The 15736-nt window shown below is 57.6% G+C and carries 12 protein-coding genes; 5 read left to right on the top strand and 7 right to left on the bottom strand.

The features are described from left to right. Positions 1–2 precede the first annotated feature (2 nt). From cas10 to M9920_00130, 3 genes are all read right to left on the bottom strand, one after another. On the bottom strand, positions 3–2579 hold the full coding sequence (gene cas10 / locus M9920_00140) for a type III-B CRISPR-associated protein Cas10/Cmr2 (protein MCO5050702.1): 2577 nt from the start codon (positions 2577–2579) through the stop codon (positions 3–5). Continuing rightward, the gene (locus tag M9920_00135; protein ID MCO5050701.1) at positions 2576–2740 is read right to left on the bottom strand and encodes a hypothetical protein; all 165 of its coding nucleotides are present in this window, start codon (positions 2738–2740) and stop codon (positions 2576–2578) included. Before M9920_00135 ends, cas10 begins: the two co-directional genes overlap by 4 nt. Before the next feature lie 294 nt (positions 2741–3034). Next, the gene (locus M9920_00130; protein ID MCO5050700.1) at positions 3035–3451 is read right to left on the bottom strand and encodes a response regulator; all 417 of its coding nucleotides are present in this window, start codon (positions 3449–3451) and stop codon (positions 3035–3037) included. A 209-nt stretch (positions 3452–3660) separates the two neighbouring features. Here M9920_00130 and M9920_00125 point away from each other — a divergent pair, with 209 nt between their 5' ends. Continuing rightward, a complete protein-coding gene (locus M9920_00125; GenBank protein ID MCO5050699.1) occupies positions 3661–4743 on the top strand; it encodes a sugar kinase in 1083 nt (360 codons plus the stop codon). A gap of 50 nt (positions 4744–4793) precedes the next feature. On the opposite strand, the gene M9920_00120 is transcribed toward M9920_00125, so the two are convergent. From M9920_00120 to M9920_00110, 3 genes are all read right to left on the bottom strand, one after another. Next, entirely contained in the window at positions 4794–7379 is a 2586-nt protein-coding gene (locus tag M9920_00120; GenBank protein MCO5050698.1) for an insulinase family protein, read from the bottom strand. A gap of 63 nt (positions 7380–7442) precedes the next feature. After that, positions 7443–7850 (bottom strand): hypothetical protein, encoded by a 408-nt coding sequence (locus M9920_00115; GenBank protein ID MCO5050697.1) that lies wholly within the window; start codon positions 7848–7850, stop codon positions 7443–7445. Positions 7851–8221: 371 nt separating this feature from the next. Then, positions 8222–8974 (bottom strand): cyclic nucleotide-binding domain-containing protein, encoded by a 753-nt coding sequence (locus tag M9920_00110; GenBank protein MCO5050696.1) that lies wholly within the window; start codon positions 8972–8974, stop codon positions 8222–8224. 229 nt (positions 8975–9203) lie between these two features. Between M9920_00110 and M9920_00105 the strand changes: the two genes are divergently transcribed. Both M9920_00105 and M9920_00100 read left to right on the top strand, forming a co-directional pair. After that, positions 9204–9959: a fumarylacetoacetate hydrolase family protein gene (locus M9920_00105; protein MCO5050695.1), complete on the top strand. Its 756-nt coding sequence runs from the start codon at positions 9204–9206 to the stop codon at positions 9957–9959. Positions 9960–10017: 58 nt separating this feature from the next. After that, a complete protein-coding gene (locus tag M9920_00100) occupies positions 10018–11739 on the top strand; it encodes a proline--tRNA ligase (GenBank protein MCO5050694.1) in 1722 nt (573 codons plus the stop codon). A gap of 2 nt (positions 11740–11741) precedes the next feature. On the opposite strand, the gene M9920_00095 is transcribed toward M9920_00100, so the two are convergent. Further along, entirely contained in the window at positions 11742–14318 is a 2577-nt protein-coding gene (locus M9920_00095) for a response regulator (protein ID MCO5050693.1), read from the bottom strand. A gap of 57 nt (positions 14319–14375) precedes the next feature. Here M9920_00095 and M9920_00090 point away from each other — a divergent pair, with 57 nt between their 5' ends. Then, positions 14376–15227 (top strand): ABC transporter substrate-binding protein, encoded by an 852-nt coding sequence (locus M9920_00090; GenBank protein ID MCO5050692.1) that lies wholly within the window; start codon positions 14376–14378, stop codon positions 15225–15227. Between the two features lie 157 nt (positions 15228–15384). Then, positions 15385–15630 (top strand): hypothetical protein, encoded by a 246-nt coding sequence (locus tag M9920_00085; protein MCO5050691.1) that lies wholly within the window; start codon positions 15385–15387, stop codon positions 15628–15630. Positions 15631–15736: the final 106 nt, after the last annotated feature.

Raw genomic sequence — 15736 nt, 5'->3', positions numbered from 1 at the left:
AGCTAATCATCGGTTGAGGGTTTGGTCAGGCGGTTGATAAAGGCCCAAGTCATCCAGAAATGGAGGTAGTCGCGTGGATTGAGAGCTTCCGTGAGAATTGCACACCAGTGTTGTGCTTGCTCGCGCGCCTTATCCGCTTTGAAGTCGCCTTGTTGTATCAACACGTGGCGTAATTCGGCTTCGATGACTTCACGGAGCGTTTCAGTCCATTCGGAGGCGTAGCCGGCGCCATCCGGTCCGCCGCCAGTGACAACGAGGGCCTTGACCAAGCTGGCGTAGCGGTAGGCAAACCGTCCGCTCAAATCATGAATCCCAGCTTCCAATTCGCTCCAGACCGACACCACTCCGGATGACCAACGGGCCGTAAAACCAACGGCTTCGCCCGAGCGCTTGAGAACTTGCAGCGCAAAAGCGCCTTTGTTCGGGACTTCCTTGGCCAGCCGCTCGGCTTCGCGCGCCGCTTGAATGGTGTCCTGCATCGGTGAGCGGACATGGCCGATGGCGATGCCGACCGAGGCTGTGGCTTTCGGTCCCATGACCAGCAAGGGCCAGTTGGGTTTTAGGCGTGTCTTGTAGCCCGCGTCACGCTTACAGGTAATGAAGCCGGGAGCGGGGAAGTCGAACAGTCCACCAAGAACAGCTTTCACCTCCTCCGAAGCGTGAGCATCTGGGTGATCTGGGTTGACGCCTCGGAAAGTCAGTTGTAGTGCCTGCGCGCAATCCAAGGCGTTGCGCGCCGGCAGCATGGCCAGTACGTCGTCGCCGCCCGCGTAAATCAGCTGCCCTCCAAAAGCCCGCACGATGGGTCCCGCACAGTAGAGACTGAAATTGGAAAGGGCTTCCGAAATCGCGACATGGTAACCCGGCGACAACGGGCGTTGAACCTGATCCGCCGCGAGGCCACCTTCTCCGGTCTGCCAATGCCGGCGGAAATAGTCTTGAGCTTCTTGAGCGAGGCTGTTCAGCAGCGGCGCGGCTTTGCTGCCACTGATCCACTGCCCCATATCATCACCGTCCATACAGAGCACGGCATAGTAGGTTTCCGCACCTTCTTGGTCGTTACTAATCGCATCGTCAATTTGAGCAATTGCATCGACCGGCTGAAACACCGGATGACCATGATCCTTACAATCCAAGTCTAACGTGTCTGGCAAATACACCTCCGGCCAAAGTCGTTTGATCACGGACAAGGCGCCATAGAGTTGCGAACCCTTGAATTGTTTCGGGCATCGCTCGCGTAATACTTGCCAAAATCGTTCGTGGTCCGGGCCGCCCAGCACTTCATTGCGCCCATCCAAGTGATCTTTGGGGACGCCATCGGCATTGAGCCGACCGACTGATTGCCATGCTGCAAAACCGCGGGCGTTCTTGGCGGCGGCAAGTTTCCAATCCGTGGTGGCGAAGTGTAATGCCCAAGCAAAACCAGCGTTGGAACATGGCCCGTAGGCTTCCCGTTCGTTGGTGGGAATAAACTCCTCGGCCCAACGTTGAGCCTGTCGCAAGGCATGTTTCTGCCAACCGCCAGGTAAGGGAGGCGTGCCGTTAGCGGCGGATTGCAGGGCTTCCGACGTTTTGCTCCACGGATGAACCACCCAATCCACTGCGGGAAAACGGGCGATCTGGGCGGTCCAATGTTGGTCCCAATCAGGGCATTGACCGTTGAGTTGCTTATCCAGGAAGGTTTTGACCTTGGCGGCGATGTCGTTCCAGGTCTGGTGGACTGCAGCGGCGGCGGTTTGCGCCAGTTCCGTTCCTTGATCGGTCGGCACCAGTGCGAGGAAGCGGTTGGGTAAATTAGGTGTGAGTAGTTCGTTGGGGTGGCTGGCTCGAAATTTCAAATCTCCGAGGTAGCCACGCTTCCACCAATGGAAATCCGCCAAGGGCAGGCCGCGCAGTTGTGGAAAAATGATGGCGTCCGGCCCGATTTGATCAGCCACCGCGAGCATGGCTTGAGCAATGAGTAAGCTGAGCAAGTAACTGCCGGACCAGAGATCCTGGGTCTTCCGAGCTTGCGCAATGAAATCCTGTACCGGGCCAATCTGAAACAACAGAAAGGCGGGTTTCCCGTTGCACCCCGTGAAGGTCGCCGCCAGCGCATTATGGTGCCAGAGCGTGTGGTCGGGAATGCGCGTGTCGGCGACGAGATAGGCGTGGTGAGGATTTTGCTCGCGGGCAGCCAGTTCCGGCCATAGCCGCCATCCAGCAATGAATTTGGCCGACCAGTCTTGGGCATCTCGGAGCGCCACGGCTTCCACAGCGCGGGTGATTTCGATTTCCAGTTGTGCGGCCGTGGGAGGAAATGCGCCCGCCCTGAGACGGCCGCCTCCCAGCGGGTGACAGAACTCCATCCAACTTCCTTTCCAATCCACCCGTAATTTGGACTTGGCCGGATCGGGAAAGATGAGACGATCCGCAGCCGCAGCCTGCCAATCAGCAGATTTTTCGAACGCGGCCATGTCCTCGGAGGATAAACCAAAACGGTTTAGAAACGAGCCGCGTTCCTGCTCATGGTGTTGGATGCCAACTGGCTTGTGCGGCGGATCGTGCAGGTAGGCGGCGAGTTTAGCTTTCCAGTTCATGACAAAGTATGGTTCAACTCAAGCAAGTGCTGCACCAGTATTGCTGCTGTCGCAAAACTTTTTCCAATCGAACATTTTTCAATCAATGAGTTTCTCTCAAAAATAATCACCGTTGAGGTCGGTTTTTCAACGCCTTGCCTTCTTTTGCTGACATCTTTCATATCCGAAGCTTGGCAGGTTTTTCCCAGCAGTCTTGAAAATGGACGTCCACAGACGTCCCGGGATTCCCAACCCCGGACTTGAATGGATTCATACCAATCGCTCTCCCACGTTCAGCGATCGAGTCTCTGTTTGGCCACCGCTCATTGCTGGAATCCCGGAACGCGGTTGGTCATCCCGAGGGTAGTCGTCGTGATCTTACGTGCTGAAGCGGATGGGGTTCGACTCCGCCATCGGCCCGGTTTCACGCAATGATTCGGCAATGGACGCCGAATCTTCATCGAGAAAATTGCGGGTTAAACCGGGGCGGCCGGTTCGCCGGTGGTTTTCTGAATGGCCGTGCGCAGCGTCTCCAGCAAAAACGGTTTGCTGATGATGAAATCCACACTGCGCAACGGCGCGTCATCGAAGCGGAGCATTTCCGCATACGCCGTGATCAAAATGATCGGTTGTTGGGGCGCGAGCGCCTTGATGGCGTCGGCGAGTTCATCTCCTTTCATCTCGGGCATGGCGTAGTCGGTCATGACGAGATCATACTCGCCGGGCGCAAACATTTGCAGCGCCTCCTTGGCGTTCCCGGCGGTTTTCACTTGATGCCCGTCAAAGGCGAGCATCATCCGGATGGCATCGCACACGAATGGTTCATCATCCACTACCAAGATTCGCCGCGGCTTGATCATCGGCGGGTTCGCGGTTTGGTTCTGTGAACTCATGCGGAAACATTGTGCGGCGTCCGGATGGGTTTCGCCACTTCAAAACGAGAAAAAGGAGAAAACGTACCAGAGTCCGAGTCCGCACCATGCCGGTTGACGGCGAATGCTGCTGTCTTCGAGAGATGACCCCATTTCTGGCTTCCTGGTTGAAGAAGATTGAAGTGCGGCGAAAATTTCGCATGATGGCTTCGCGATTAAAGATGACTGCTATGAATCATGGCTTGAAAATTTCCCCAACTGGCGCGCTGGATTTTCTTTCTCTCGGTGCCCTCGTGCATCGGCTGGATCCGGGTATTGTTCCGTTCCGTAAGGCGACGCACTGCGATATTCACGTCAGCGGCGGCGAATTCAACGTCGCTGCCAACCTGGCGGATTGCTTCCGGCTTAACACTGGAATCGCCACGGCAATGGTGAATTATCCGATCGGCGACCTCATTGCCGAACGCATCCGGGCGATGGGCGTGAAACCGTTCTATCAAATTTTCCAACATGACGGAGTGCGTGGACCGAACATGGCCACCGTGTATTCTGATCGCGGTCATGGGGTGCGCGCGCCGGTGGTCTTTTACAATCGCTCGAACGAAGCCGCGGGCCGACTTAAGCCAGGCGATTTTGATTGGTCAAAAATCTTTGCCACCGGGGTCCGGTGGTTTCATTCCGGTGGAATTTTTGCCGCGCTTTCGGAAACGACCGGGGAAGTCATCATTGAAGCGATGCGGGCCGCCAAGGCTGCCGGGGCGGTTACCTCGTTCGATCTGAATTATCGGCAGAAACTTTGGGACATCTGGGGCGGGCAGGCGCAAGCGGTTAATGTGCTGGGTCGCATTGTGGAGCATGTGGATGTGCTGGTGGGCAACGAGGAGGATTTGCAAAAGGGCCTCGATATCGCGGGCCAGGACGTGGAGCAGAAGGCCAAGCTGGACCCCAGCGCCTTTTACGCGACCATCGAACGGGCGGTTAAGAAATTTCCGAACATCAAAATTGTCGGCACCACCTTGCGCGAGGTTCATTCCACCAATCGCCATTCGTGGGCTACGGTGGCCTGGGTCAACGGTCAGACGTATCAATCTCCGGTTTGCGAGTTGGACGTTTGGGATCGCGTGGGCGGTGGCGACGGCTACGCGGCGGGATTCTTTTATGGTTTGCTGAGTGGCGCGACGGAGCAGGAAGCGGTGAACCTCGGTTGGGCGCACGGCGCGTTGCTTACTACTTTTCCGGGCGACACCACCATGGCCACGCTCGAACAGGTCAAAGCGTTTGCGCGCGGCGGCACGGCGCGAATCCAGCGGTAGCAGACGAATTTCCGATGCGGGAATGGTGTTGCGCGTGTGTGCGCGGCTAGTCAGCGCGCCGGTTTTTCAGGATTGATGATCGCCACCACGCCCAAGTGGGGTTGAAGATATTTTTGCGCGGCGCGCTTCACCTGGTCCAGCGTCACGGCTTCCACTTTTTCGTCCTCGCGATACGTGTTGCCGTAGCCCAAACCGTAAAGCTCATCGAGCGCGGTTGTGGAGGCGAAGCCGCCCAATTCCTGTCGGGCGATCTTGCGTTGGCCGATGAGTTTCGCTTGCGCACGTTTGAGTTCGCTCGCGGTGATTCCCTCCGTTCGCAGCAGTTCAATTTCTTTGAACATTTCCGTTTCGACCCGGGCGACCTGGGCCGGTTCCGTCCCGGCGTAAAAAGCAAAATAACCGGGCGTGAGTCCCAAAAGATTTTGCGCGCCGACGTAATAGGCGAGACCGAGGTTTTCGCGGATGCGCAGGAATAGTCGCGAGCCTAGGTCGCTGCAGATTTCCTGCAGAATTTCGAGCGCTTCGCGATCGGACGCATCCAGAGTCGAACCGGGAAAACCGATGACCACGACGGCTTGCTTCTTCTCGCGCGCTTGCAGGACGCGACGCGGACCGTCTTGCACCGGGTTCGATTTGGCGGACGCCGCGACTGGCCCTGGCGCCGACGGAGCGCGCCAATTGCCGAACCGCTGTTCGATTGCGGCGCGGGCGACTTCCGCTTTGAGGTCGCCATAGATGGCGATCACACAATTATCGGGGCGCGCAAGCTGCCGATAAAATTGCGCGATCGGCTCGGAGTCCAGCGTCGCCAACGTTTCCTCCGTGCCCAAATTATCAAGCCCATACCCCGCCGGCCCGAAGAGTTCGCGGCGCATGGACTGGAAGGCACTTTTCAGCAAATCGTCGCGATTGTTGCGGATGCCGGCGATCTGAATTTCCCGCTCGCGCTCCAGTTGCGCCGCCGGGAAGGTGGGATTGAGAATCACGTCTGCCAATAGATTTAATCCAGCGTCAAAGTCGGGGTGAAGAATTTCCGCGTTGATGCCGAAGCTGTTGTTGCCGCCGTAGCTATCCAGACTGCCGCCGAGCGATTCGATCTCGCTGGCGATCTGTTCGGCGCTTCGGGTTTTGGTGCCCTTGATGATCAAGCGCGCCATGAGTTGCGTGATGCCGTGATTGTTTTTGTCCTCGGCCAGCACGCCGCCGCGAAAGACGGTGCGGAATTCCACAAACGGCAACCGATGGTCTTCCTTCACCAACAAGCGCAATCCGTTGGCGAGAGTAAATTTTTGGATTTCGTGGGTGGAGTTGCTTTCGTTGACCACCGCCGGGGCGGGTGTGGCGCCTTCCGGAAGCAGCGCGTAGAGCGTCCGATTTTCCGCGCGCAAGTATTCCCGCGCCACCCGCTGTAAATCCGCGGGCGTGACGCATTGAACGGCGGCAAGATAATGCTGCGAGAAATTGAGATCATTGGCCGCGAGCCAATTGTTCCCAAGGTCCTGGGCCTGGCCTTGCATGGTTTTGCGCGTGGCCAGCGTGGCGCTGATGAATTGTTTTTTGGCCTTTTGCACCTCGGCTTCCGGCGCCAACTGACTTTTCAGTTTCTCGATTTCCGCCAACAGAGCGTTGCGAGCGGCGCTGAATTGATCCGCGTCAATCATGGCGCTGGTCCCGAAAAGTCCGGGGTTGCCCGGATTGTACGTCCAAGCTTCGGCAAAATGGACGAGACCCTGTTTCTCGCGTACTTCCTGGTAGAAACGCGAACTGCGTCCGTTCCCCAGCACGACCGCCAGCACGTCCAGGATCGGCACGTCCGGATGGCGCACTTCCGGGATGTGCCAGGCGAAATGCAAGTAGCCCAACTCGATGGGCGCCTCTTCGATGACCTCGCGCGGCGCGGTTTGGCGTGGCTCGGCGGGCAGCACTGCGGCGGGTTGGACGTGGAACTTGGTCTGCGCGTAGGCCGCCCGGATTTGGGCGACGGCGTCCTCGTGTTTGAAGTCGCCCGTGACGACGTAAAAAAGATTATTGGGCGCGTAGCGTTCTCGATAGTACTGGCGGATGTCTTCGGGCTTTAACTCGTTGAAGATATCGAGGTAGCCGATCACCGTGTAGCGATAAGGACTTTTCGTATAGGCGGACTCGAACAGCCGCCGGCCCGAGCGCCGTCCGGGATCATCCTGTCCCATGTCCATTTCGCGGCGGATGACGTCAAGCTCCTTGGCCAACGTCTCGGGGGGCAGGGACGCGTTTTGCATGATATCGCAGAGGATGGAGAGGGCCGTCTCCATTCCGGTGTTGGGCACATCAATGTGATACACCGTGCGATCGAAGCTGGTGTAGGCGTTCATGTAGCCGCCGGCTTCCTGAACTTCCTGGTCAATCCGACTGCCGGGGCGGGTGGTGGTGCCTTTGAACAGCATGTGCTCCAACACGTGAGACAACCCCGCGCCCAGCCAGCGGCCTTCGTGAATGCTGCCCGTCATGGCCCAGGCTTGGGCGGAAACCACCGGCGCGCTGTGATCTTCGCGCGTGATGATGGTCAGTCCGTTTTCCAGCGTGACGATCCGGACGCCGGAAGGCATGGCGGGTGCGGCGTTGTCGTTGGGGTCGAAGGCGGAAACATTATGGCTCATGATGATAAAACTTAAAACGCTGCTGAACGAAACCCGGGCGGTGTGGACTTGGTGCGAGCGGGTTCAACCGACCGACACTTTGACTTCATTCCCCGGCAGAAAGGGGTGTTTGAATGCCGCCACGAAATCATAACCGTCGGCAAAATCCTCGCGCCGGTCTTGCGTGGTTTTTCCGAGCAACCCGATGTCCACCATGTTGAAGACGATTTCACCAAAATCTTCGCACTGTCGGATACCCCACTCCTCGAAGACCGTGATGGTCATCGGTCCGAATTGAGACAGCGCGTAACGGCGAATGCCCGTCAGCAACTCCTGTCCGCTCACGTGGCGGAGTTCGCCCTTATTCGCTCGGCGGAGGTTTTTCTGCGTGTAATCCAGCGCGTCCCGCACAAACAAATATGCGTCACGTTGGTAACGCGAGTCCTTCGCCAGAATCAATTCCAGCATCGCTTCAAAAGGTAATTCCTGCATATTAACGAGTTGATGAATGCGCGGTCGCCGCGGGCGGGTACGCCACGCGATAGGTTTTAACCGCCCAACCGAGGAGCAACAAACCCAGGATCAGGCAGAGCACCCGCTTTTCCTGGTGCGTCATCGAATTCACAGCTCCAATCTAGCGGGCTGGAAATTATCCCGCAACTTCCGGTTTCGGGGGCAGAGGCGATTATGCGATTTTTTGCAGACTGAACTTGACGTGGGGGATTGGTTCGTTGGAACACAAGCCAGCCAAGGTGCGAGGCGAGTACAACTGAATAGCGTTGGCATAACGCGAATGTACTCGCGAGACGTTCGCCAGCCACGTCGAGACCGCGAGCGATGGCGCTGCTTTGTGCGAAGGAATTTTAACGGGCGCGTTTGGCTGCGGGGCGGGTTGTTTTAACGCGAGTCGGTTCCGAAAGCGCGCGCAGCATCAACACCGAATCCACGTAACGCTTGTTCAACTGTCGCAATCGGCCCACGAGGATCTGCGAGAGCGAATGTAGGAACGGTTCGGCGAGCGACGGGGCTTCGGATCGCAGTTTGGTGAAGGCGGCCTTGGAAATCTTCAACAACGTCGTGTGTTCGTTGGCGATCACATCCGCCGAGCGCGGCCCTTCATCCAGCAGGGAAATCTCGCCGAAAAAATCCCCCGTTCTCAAAGTGGTGACAATGGATTCCTTGCCGTGGCGCAACCAGCGAACGCGAACTTCACCTTCAAGAATTAAAAACATGGCATCGCCACGCTGGCCTTCGCGCACGGCCAGCGCCGCCGGTTCGAGCACCACCATTTCCATGTAACGGATAAACGCCTGCAACTGGTCTTCGTTCAGTCCGGAAAAGACTTTAATGCGCAACAACGCATCCGCATTCACCCCCGCCTGCCGCACGTCGAGCAGATGTCCGGGTCGGCGGCGTGAAGAATCGAACAACGGCTTAAGCTCATCCATTTGCGCCGCCTTGACCCAGGTGTTGCGGCGTTCGGAGAAAATCCAATGTTCGGGGCTAACGCGCCGTTCGCGCACCCACTCGAACAAAGTGGTCAATTCGATTGGCCCGTAGCAGACCATTTCCGGACTCCATACCCGGTAACTGGCGGTAATGAGTTTGGTATTCATCGCGTATGTGTTGCCTTCGGCTACGGAAACCTCGGTGTAGCGCGAAAATCTTTGATGCGGTTTATATGTCAGTTTTAACCCCGGATGGCAAGACCGGCGAGAAGCCTCAACAGATTTTGCGTTTGTCGGGCGCAACCAACATCGGCGGTAGAGCCAGGCGAAACTGCGGCTGCCGCTGCTTTACGCTTGCGAACGGGCGCATCGGTTTGCTAGGGTTTCGCTCATACCTATGGCAGCCATTGGGCGATTTCAGAAAGGCAACGAGATTTTTTATGCCAAAATGGTGGACGGCGAACTTTTCCGTTTGCATGGCGATGTCTTCGGCGCTCCGACGTTCGACCGAAAACCGCTCCCTCGAAAGGGCATTCGTACGCTCGTGCCGGTCACCCCTTCCAAAATCATTGCGGTAGGATTGAATTACGCGGATCACGCTCGGGAGCTAAAGCAGCCGTTGCCCAAAGAACCTTTGATTTGGTTGAAAGCGCCGACTTCGTTGCTTCCTGATGGGGGGAAAATCGAACTTCCACACCCCGCACATCGAACGGATTTTGAGGCGGAGCTGGCCATCATCATAGGGCGAAAAATTCGGGCGGTACCGGTGGCGTCCGCACCGCGTTATATTTTGGGCTTTACCGCCGCTCAAGACTTGACGGATCGCACGATCCAAGGCGCGGAGAGTCAGTGGTGTCGCGCCAAATCGTTCGATACTTTCACGCCGCTTGGCCCCTATATTGAAACGAAAATTGATCCCAAGGAGCTGAGCATTCAACTCTACCAAAACGGTCAGTTGCGACAAAACTCCCATACGCGGCAGATGATTTTCAACTGTTACGAATTGGTGAGCTTTATCTCGGCACAAATGACGTTGCTGCCGGGCGACGTCATCCTGACCGGCACGCCGGCCGGGATCGGTCCGATCCAATCTGGCGATCGCCTGGAAGTCCGGATTGCCGGTTTGTCGCCCTTGGTGAATCTGGTCAAGTAGCCGTTTGCTCCGAAAAGACTTCGTTCTGCGTCGGGCTTTGGTTTAAGCTGCGCGCCGCATGAAGTGGACTGAAACGTTGATTCCGACCCTGCGCGAAGCTCCGTCGGATGCGGAAATCCTCTCACACCAACTACTGCTGCGCGCCGGTCTGATCCGGAAGCTGGCCGGCGGGGTTTATACTTTTTTACCGTTGGGATTGCGGGCGCTGCGGAAGGTGGAGCAAATCATTCGCGAGGAGATGGATCGCGCCGGGGCGATTGAGGTGTTGATGCCGGCCTTGCAACCCCGGGAAATTTGGGAACGCACCGGTCGCGCCGGGACGGCCCAGGGGGTGTTGTTCAAAGTTCAAGATGGCGCGAAGCGCGAGTGGTTTCTAAGCCCGACCGCCGAGGAGGTCATCACCACGTTGGCGGCGCATGAAATCAATTCCTACCGGCAGTTGCCCAAGAATTTCTATCAGATCAGCACCAAGTTTCGGGATGAAATCCGGCCGCGATTCGGGTTGATGCGCGCCAAGGAGTTCATCATGAAAGACGCTTACTCCTTCGACGTCACCGATGCCGCCGCCACGGCAAGCTATCAAAAAATGTATGACGCCTACCAACGCATTTTCAATCGCTGTGGCGTGCAGAATTTTCCCGTGGAAGCCGATTCGGGGGTCATTGGAGGCAGCCATTCGCACGAGTTCATGGTGCCGGCGGACACGGGCGAAAACGAGGTGGTGTTTTGCGACGCCTGCGGTTATGCGGCCAATATCGAGAAAGCGACGAGTGGCATTCCGCGCACGGCCGCTCGCGAGCCGGGGGAACTGCCGGAAAAATTTGCGACGCCCGGCGTAGTTACGATTGAAGCGTTATCGCGCGAGCCTTATCGAGTTCCCGCCAATCGGCAGATTAAAACGCTGGTGTATATCGCCGATAACCAGCCGGTTTTGATTTTGATCCGGGGCGATGATCAACTGAACGAAACCAAGTTCAGCGCGCGCACGGGTGCGTTGGCCTTTCGTCCCGCCACGCCGGAGGAATGTGTGGCCGTGCTGGGCGCGAAACCGGGTTCGCTGGGCGCGGTCGCGCGGGTGCCGGCGGCGGTGCGGGTGTTGGCCGATGAGCGTTTGCGCGGTGCGAATGACATGACGACGGGGGCGAACGAGGACGGATTCCATTTGCGTCGGGTTTCAATGGAGCGCGATATCCGCGTTTCCGATTGGTTCGATTTGCGCACGGTTGCCGCCGGTGAACCGTGCGGCAAATGCGCGAAGCCGCTGAAGATCCGGCGCGCGATTGAAGTCGGGCACGTTTTCAAACTGGGCACGAAATACAGTGAAAAGCTGGAAGCCAATTATCTGGATGAAGCGGGGGCGCGGCGGCCCTGCGTCATGGGTTGCTATGGCATTGGCGTGACGCGCACGTTGCAAGCCATCATCGAGCAATGCAACGATAAGGACGGTATCATCTGGCCGCTCGCGGTGGCCCCGTATCAGGTTTGCATCACGCCGTTGAGTGTCGCGGCGGAGAGTCCGGTGATGCAACGCGCGGAAAAATTGTATCAGGAATTAACCGCTCAGGGGATTGAGGTGATCTTGGACAATCGTGACGAACGTCCGGGCGTAAAGTTCAAGGACGCGGATCTGGTTGGTTTTCCCCTTCGCATCGCCATCGGTGAGAAATCGCTGGCCAAAGGTCAGGTCGAGATCAAGCCGCGCCAGGGTGCGATGCTGGCGGTGGATAGTGCTGGAGCGGCGGCAGAAATCGTGGCGTGGTTGCGTCGCCATCCCAGCTGAACTTACGCGGTGACCGTGGCGGATTCTGGTCGGCGGGAAGAGATGCCGGGCGCACCGTCGAGCGCCTCGCGCACCGCCCGCGTCAGGCTGGTGCGGGTGTAGGGCTTCTGCAAAAAGCGCGCGCTATTGTTACGGGTCAGAAAATCCGTATTGATGTCATTGGCGGTGTAACCGCTTGCGAAGATGACCCGGAGTTGCGGGTGTTGCGCGATCAAATGGCCGGACAGCTCGGTGCCCGTCAAACCGCCCGGCATGACCATGTCGGTGAAGAGCAAATCAATTCCGGGTTTGTGTCGCTGCCATAGTTGCAGGGCTTCCTGACCGTTGTTGGCGAGGAGCACTTTGTAGCCGTATTCCTCCAGGATCAATTGCGCCATCTCTTGCAACACCGGCTCGTCTTCCACGACCAGAATGGTTTCTTCACCGCCCCGGATCGGAGTATTGGGAGTGATGTTTTCCGCCGAAGTCTTGACCGTTTCGTTGGTGGCGGGCAGATACACTTTGAAGGTGGTGCCGCAGTTGGGCTGACTTGAAACCTCCACCCAGCCGCCGTGTTGTTTGACAATTCCGTAAACGGTGGCCAGCCCCAGTCCCGTTCCCTTGCCAACTTCCTTGGTGGTGAAGAACGGTTCAAAAATGCGCGTGACCGTGTAGCTGTCCATACCGCAGCCGGTATCGGTGAGGCGCATGAAGACGTGGCGCCCGGCGTGGGCTTCCGGATGCGCGTGAACGTAGTCCGGCCCAATCTCCTCGACGCCCAGTTCGATACTCAGCACTCCGCCGCGTTCCATGGCGTCCCGCGCGTTGACGCAAAGGTTCATCAGCACTTGCTCAATCATTCCCGCGTCGCCCTTCACCAGAGGCAAATCCGCCGGTGGCGTAAATTGCAGCGTGATTAATTCGCCCAATAGCCGCTGCACCATTCGGCTGAGGTTGGACACCTGATCACGCAAATCCAGATTTTCCGGTTGCATGATGTTTTTGCGGCTGAACATCAACAGTTGGCGCGTCAAGCTGGCCGCCCGTTCTGCGGCGAAGAACACCGCTTGAGCCGAATCCAGCGAGGGCGCGGGCATGTTGGGGCGCGTCATCAAAATGCCCGCATGGCCTTGGATAATCGTCAGCATGTTGTTGAAGTCATGCGCCACGCCGGCGGCCAGTTGTCCGATGGACTCCATTTTTTGTGACTGGCGCAATTGGCTTTCCAGATTGAGATGGGCCGTGATGTCTTCCACGTAACAATGAACAACCCGGCTCGGCGCCACCGGGTGAAACGACCAGGAAAGAGTCCGTCCACCGATCTTCGATTGATAATCCGTCCGGCTGACGTTCTCCTCCAAACAGCGCCGGAGAATCTCGCCAACTTTGTTCGGCAGTAATTCGCGCGGATGATTTAATTCCACGGACAGCGCGAGCTGCATCGCGGAATCGTTGAAGTAAGTCACCATACCGGCCGTGGTCAATTCCATGGCGGGATTGGGATTAAGCTGCGCAAACGCGGCGAGCTTCTGCAATTCAACTTCCGTGCGGCGCCGTTCCGCCGCCATGCCGAGGGAGTTGGCGGCGGCGAGGAGAAATTGAATTTCGTCACCGGTGAACGCGCGCAAGGTCGCCGTATAAACGCCGAGAATGCCGTAGGGTTGTTGACGGGTGGCGATGACCAGGCAGACGCCGCTCGCCACGGCGTGATCAAGCAACAGGTTCGGCGCAACAAAGCGGCGTTCCTGTTTCATGTCGGCGATGATGACCGGTTCGCCGCGGCGCAACACATACGCTCCCAGTGACAATCCGTGCGCTTCAATCGCCGCGGAGCCGAGACGATTTCCCCCCGTGCGCCAGCCCAGCGTCGCGCGAGGTACGAGAGATTCCGTTTCGGGTTGCAACTCGACGATGTGCGCCAATTCCACCTCCAAAGTTTCCGCGACGAGTTGCAAGGCCTGGTTCAGGAGCGCGTTGAAATCCTGATTGAGCATGGCGAACTGGCCAATCGCCGCAATCACGGCTTGTTGCTGTGCGCGATTCAGCAGTTGCTTTTCGGAAGCTTCATTTTCATGCGCTCGTTCCTGGAGCGACTCCGCCATCGTATCAAAAGTTCGGGCAAGTTGCCCCAGCTCACTCTTGCCATCCTTGACACAGGTGCGGCTGGTCAGATCGCCCTGCGCGAGTTTCTCGGCGGCTTGCAGCAACGTGCGCAACTGCCGCATGACAAAGCGTTCGCCGCCGTACCACGCGGCGGCCAGCGCCAACATGCCAATGAGAAAACCGACCCATTGTTCGAGGTGCAGGAAATACATCAACAGCACCACCGGAACGGTGGCGAGAAAAACCGTGGTACCCAGTCGTCGGCGTAAACCGGCAAACACCGCTTCCGTATGAGACGGAGCGGGATTCTCGATCGGCGCGGCACCGGCACTGCCAGCGCGACGTCGCGATGCCGACGGCTCGGAAGTTTTGGCCGGGACCGGGTTGGAGTTGGGGCGCGGGGCGGTTTTGAAAAAACGTCGCCAACTACGATGCGGCGACGGTGATTCCCCCGCGTAACCTGTGGATGAACCGTTCACTGCTGCAAAGGTCAGCACTTCGCTTGCCCGGCGAATTTGTTCGACAGACCTTTTTTATGTCTGAAAGATGGAGCGATGCAGGCAAAATTGCTAACATTAGGACACTCGCCTGATCCGGACGACGCTTTCATGTTTTACGGACTGGCGCGGGAACTCATCGCCACGCCCGGATATCGCTTCGAGCATATTCTCCAGGACATCCAAACCTTGAATGAACGCGCCACGCGTGGAGAACTCGACATTTCCGCAATCAGCATCCACGCCTACGCTTACGTGTCGGATAAATACGCCCTCTTGCCCAGCGGCGCGAGCATGGGCGATGGCTATGGGCCGATGCTGGTGGCGAAGCAGAAATTTTCGCGGGAGGAAATCCGGCGTAAAAAAATCGCCGTCCCCGGCACCATGACCAGCGCGTTTCTGGCGCTGCAACTCTGGTTGAACTGCCCCGGTAGCGAGTTGCACTACGAAGTCGTGCCGTTCGATCAGATTTTCCAAGCCGTGCGGGAAGGACGGGCGGAGGTCGGGCTGATCATTCACGAAGGTCAATTGACATATCAAAATGAAGGGTTGGTGGTTTGCGAGGATATGGGCCAGTGGTGGGGGCGGGAAAATGATGGGCTGCCGTTGCCGCTGGGCGGGAACGTGATTCACAAGCGGTTCGAACCGGTCGCCCGAAAGGAAATTTCCGATCTGCTGACGCGCAGCATCCAGTTCAGTTTGGACCATCGCCCCGCCGCGGTGCAGCACGCTTTGCAATATGCCCGGGATATGGGCCGCGACCTGGCGGACCAATTTGTCGGGATGTACGTGAACCATTGGACTTTGGACTACGGCGAAAAAGGCCGGGAATCCATCCGCCGTTTCTTGGGACGGGCCTTCGAGCAACGACTTATTCCGCATCGGCAGGAGCTGGAATTTGTCAGTTAACCCGTCCGCGAGGCAGGGCGAAAATTTTCAGAAATAGTTGTTGCGCTTTCAGAGCGGTTTTGCACAATTAGTTGCGAAGCCAACCAAGTCTGCCACTACGGGTAGTGGCGGGATGCCGTGTTGGGAGGCGAACTTGGAATACGCTAATACCGCATTGATGAAAGTTCTGCTTCAACACAAGGAATCGGGACTCTATCTCAAAGAGGTGGGGTTCACCACTTCGAGTGCCGCCGACGCGATGGATTTTCTCAGTTCCACGCAGGCCATCGAGTTTTGTTCGGCGCACAAGATCATAGACATGCAGATTGTGCTGCGTTTTCACGAGCAGCATTTTGACATTGTGCTGCCCATGATCGCTGATCGGAGCGTGGCCCATCCGATCCGTCCGAGCCGGAGCGCTTGACCGAGGGGGAGTAGGTCGCATCGCCGAACGCCGCTGGAGTGAGCTGCGGCGGGATGGCGCCGCGTCATTATCTGCATGCTTGCCTGAAAACTCGCTTCCGTTATCT

It is taken from the genome of Verrucomicrobiia bacterium, assembly GCA_023953615.1.
Classification (GTDB): domain Bacteria; phylum Verrucomicrobiota; class Verrucomicrobiia; order Limisphaerales; family JADLHS01; genus JADLHS01.
The sequence above is the reverse complement of the archived record's forward strand: the minus strand, read 5'-3'. Positions and strand labels throughout refer to the sequence as shown.

Excerpts from the sequence above, each read along its gene's own strand:
- cas10 (MCO5050702.1), bottom strand. The coding sequence starts at position 2,579 with ATGAACTGGAAAGCTAAACTCGCCGCCTACCTGCACGATCCGCCGCAC.
- M9920_00100 (MCO5050694.1), top strand. The coding sequence starts at position 10,018 with ATGAAGTGGACTGAAACGTTGATTCCGACCCTGCGCGAAGCTCCGTCG.
- M9920_00135 (MCO5050701.1), bottom strand. The coding sequence starts at position 2,740 with ATGAAAGATGTCAGCAAAAGAAGGCAAGGCGTTGAAAAACCGACCTCA.
- M9920_00110 (MCO5050696.1), bottom strand. The coding sequence starts at position 8,974 with ATGAATACCAAACTCATTACCGCCAGTTACCGGGTATGGAGTCCGGAA.
- M9920_00085 (MCO5050691.1), top strand. The coding sequence starts at position 15,385 with ATGAAAGTTCTGCTTCAACACAAGGAATCGGGACTCTATCTCAAAGAG.
- M9920_00125 (MCO5050699.1), top strand. The coding sequence starts at position 3,661 with ATGAATCATGGCTTGAAAATTTCCCCAACTGGCGCGCTGGATTTTCTT.
- M9920_00130 (MCO5050700.1), bottom strand. The coding sequence starts at position 3,451 with ATGAGTTCACAGAACCAAACCGCGAACCCGCCGATGATCAAGCCGCGG.
- M9920_00120 (MCO5050698.1), bottom strand. The coding sequence starts at position 7,379 with ATGAGCCATAATGTTTCCGCCTTCGACCCCAACGACAACGCCGCACCC.
- M9920_00115 (MCO5050697.1), bottom strand. The coding sequence starts at position 7,850 with ATGCAGGAATTACCTTTTGAAGCGATGCTGGAATTGATTCTGGCGAAG.
- M9920_00105 (MCO5050695.1), top strand. The coding sequence starts at position 9,204 with ATGGCAGCCATTGGGCGATTTCAGAAAGGCAACGAGATTTTTTATGCC.
- M9920_00090 (MCO5050692.1), top strand. The coding sequence starts at position 14,376 with ATGCAGGCAAAATTGCTAACATTAGGACACTCGCCTGATCCGGACGAC.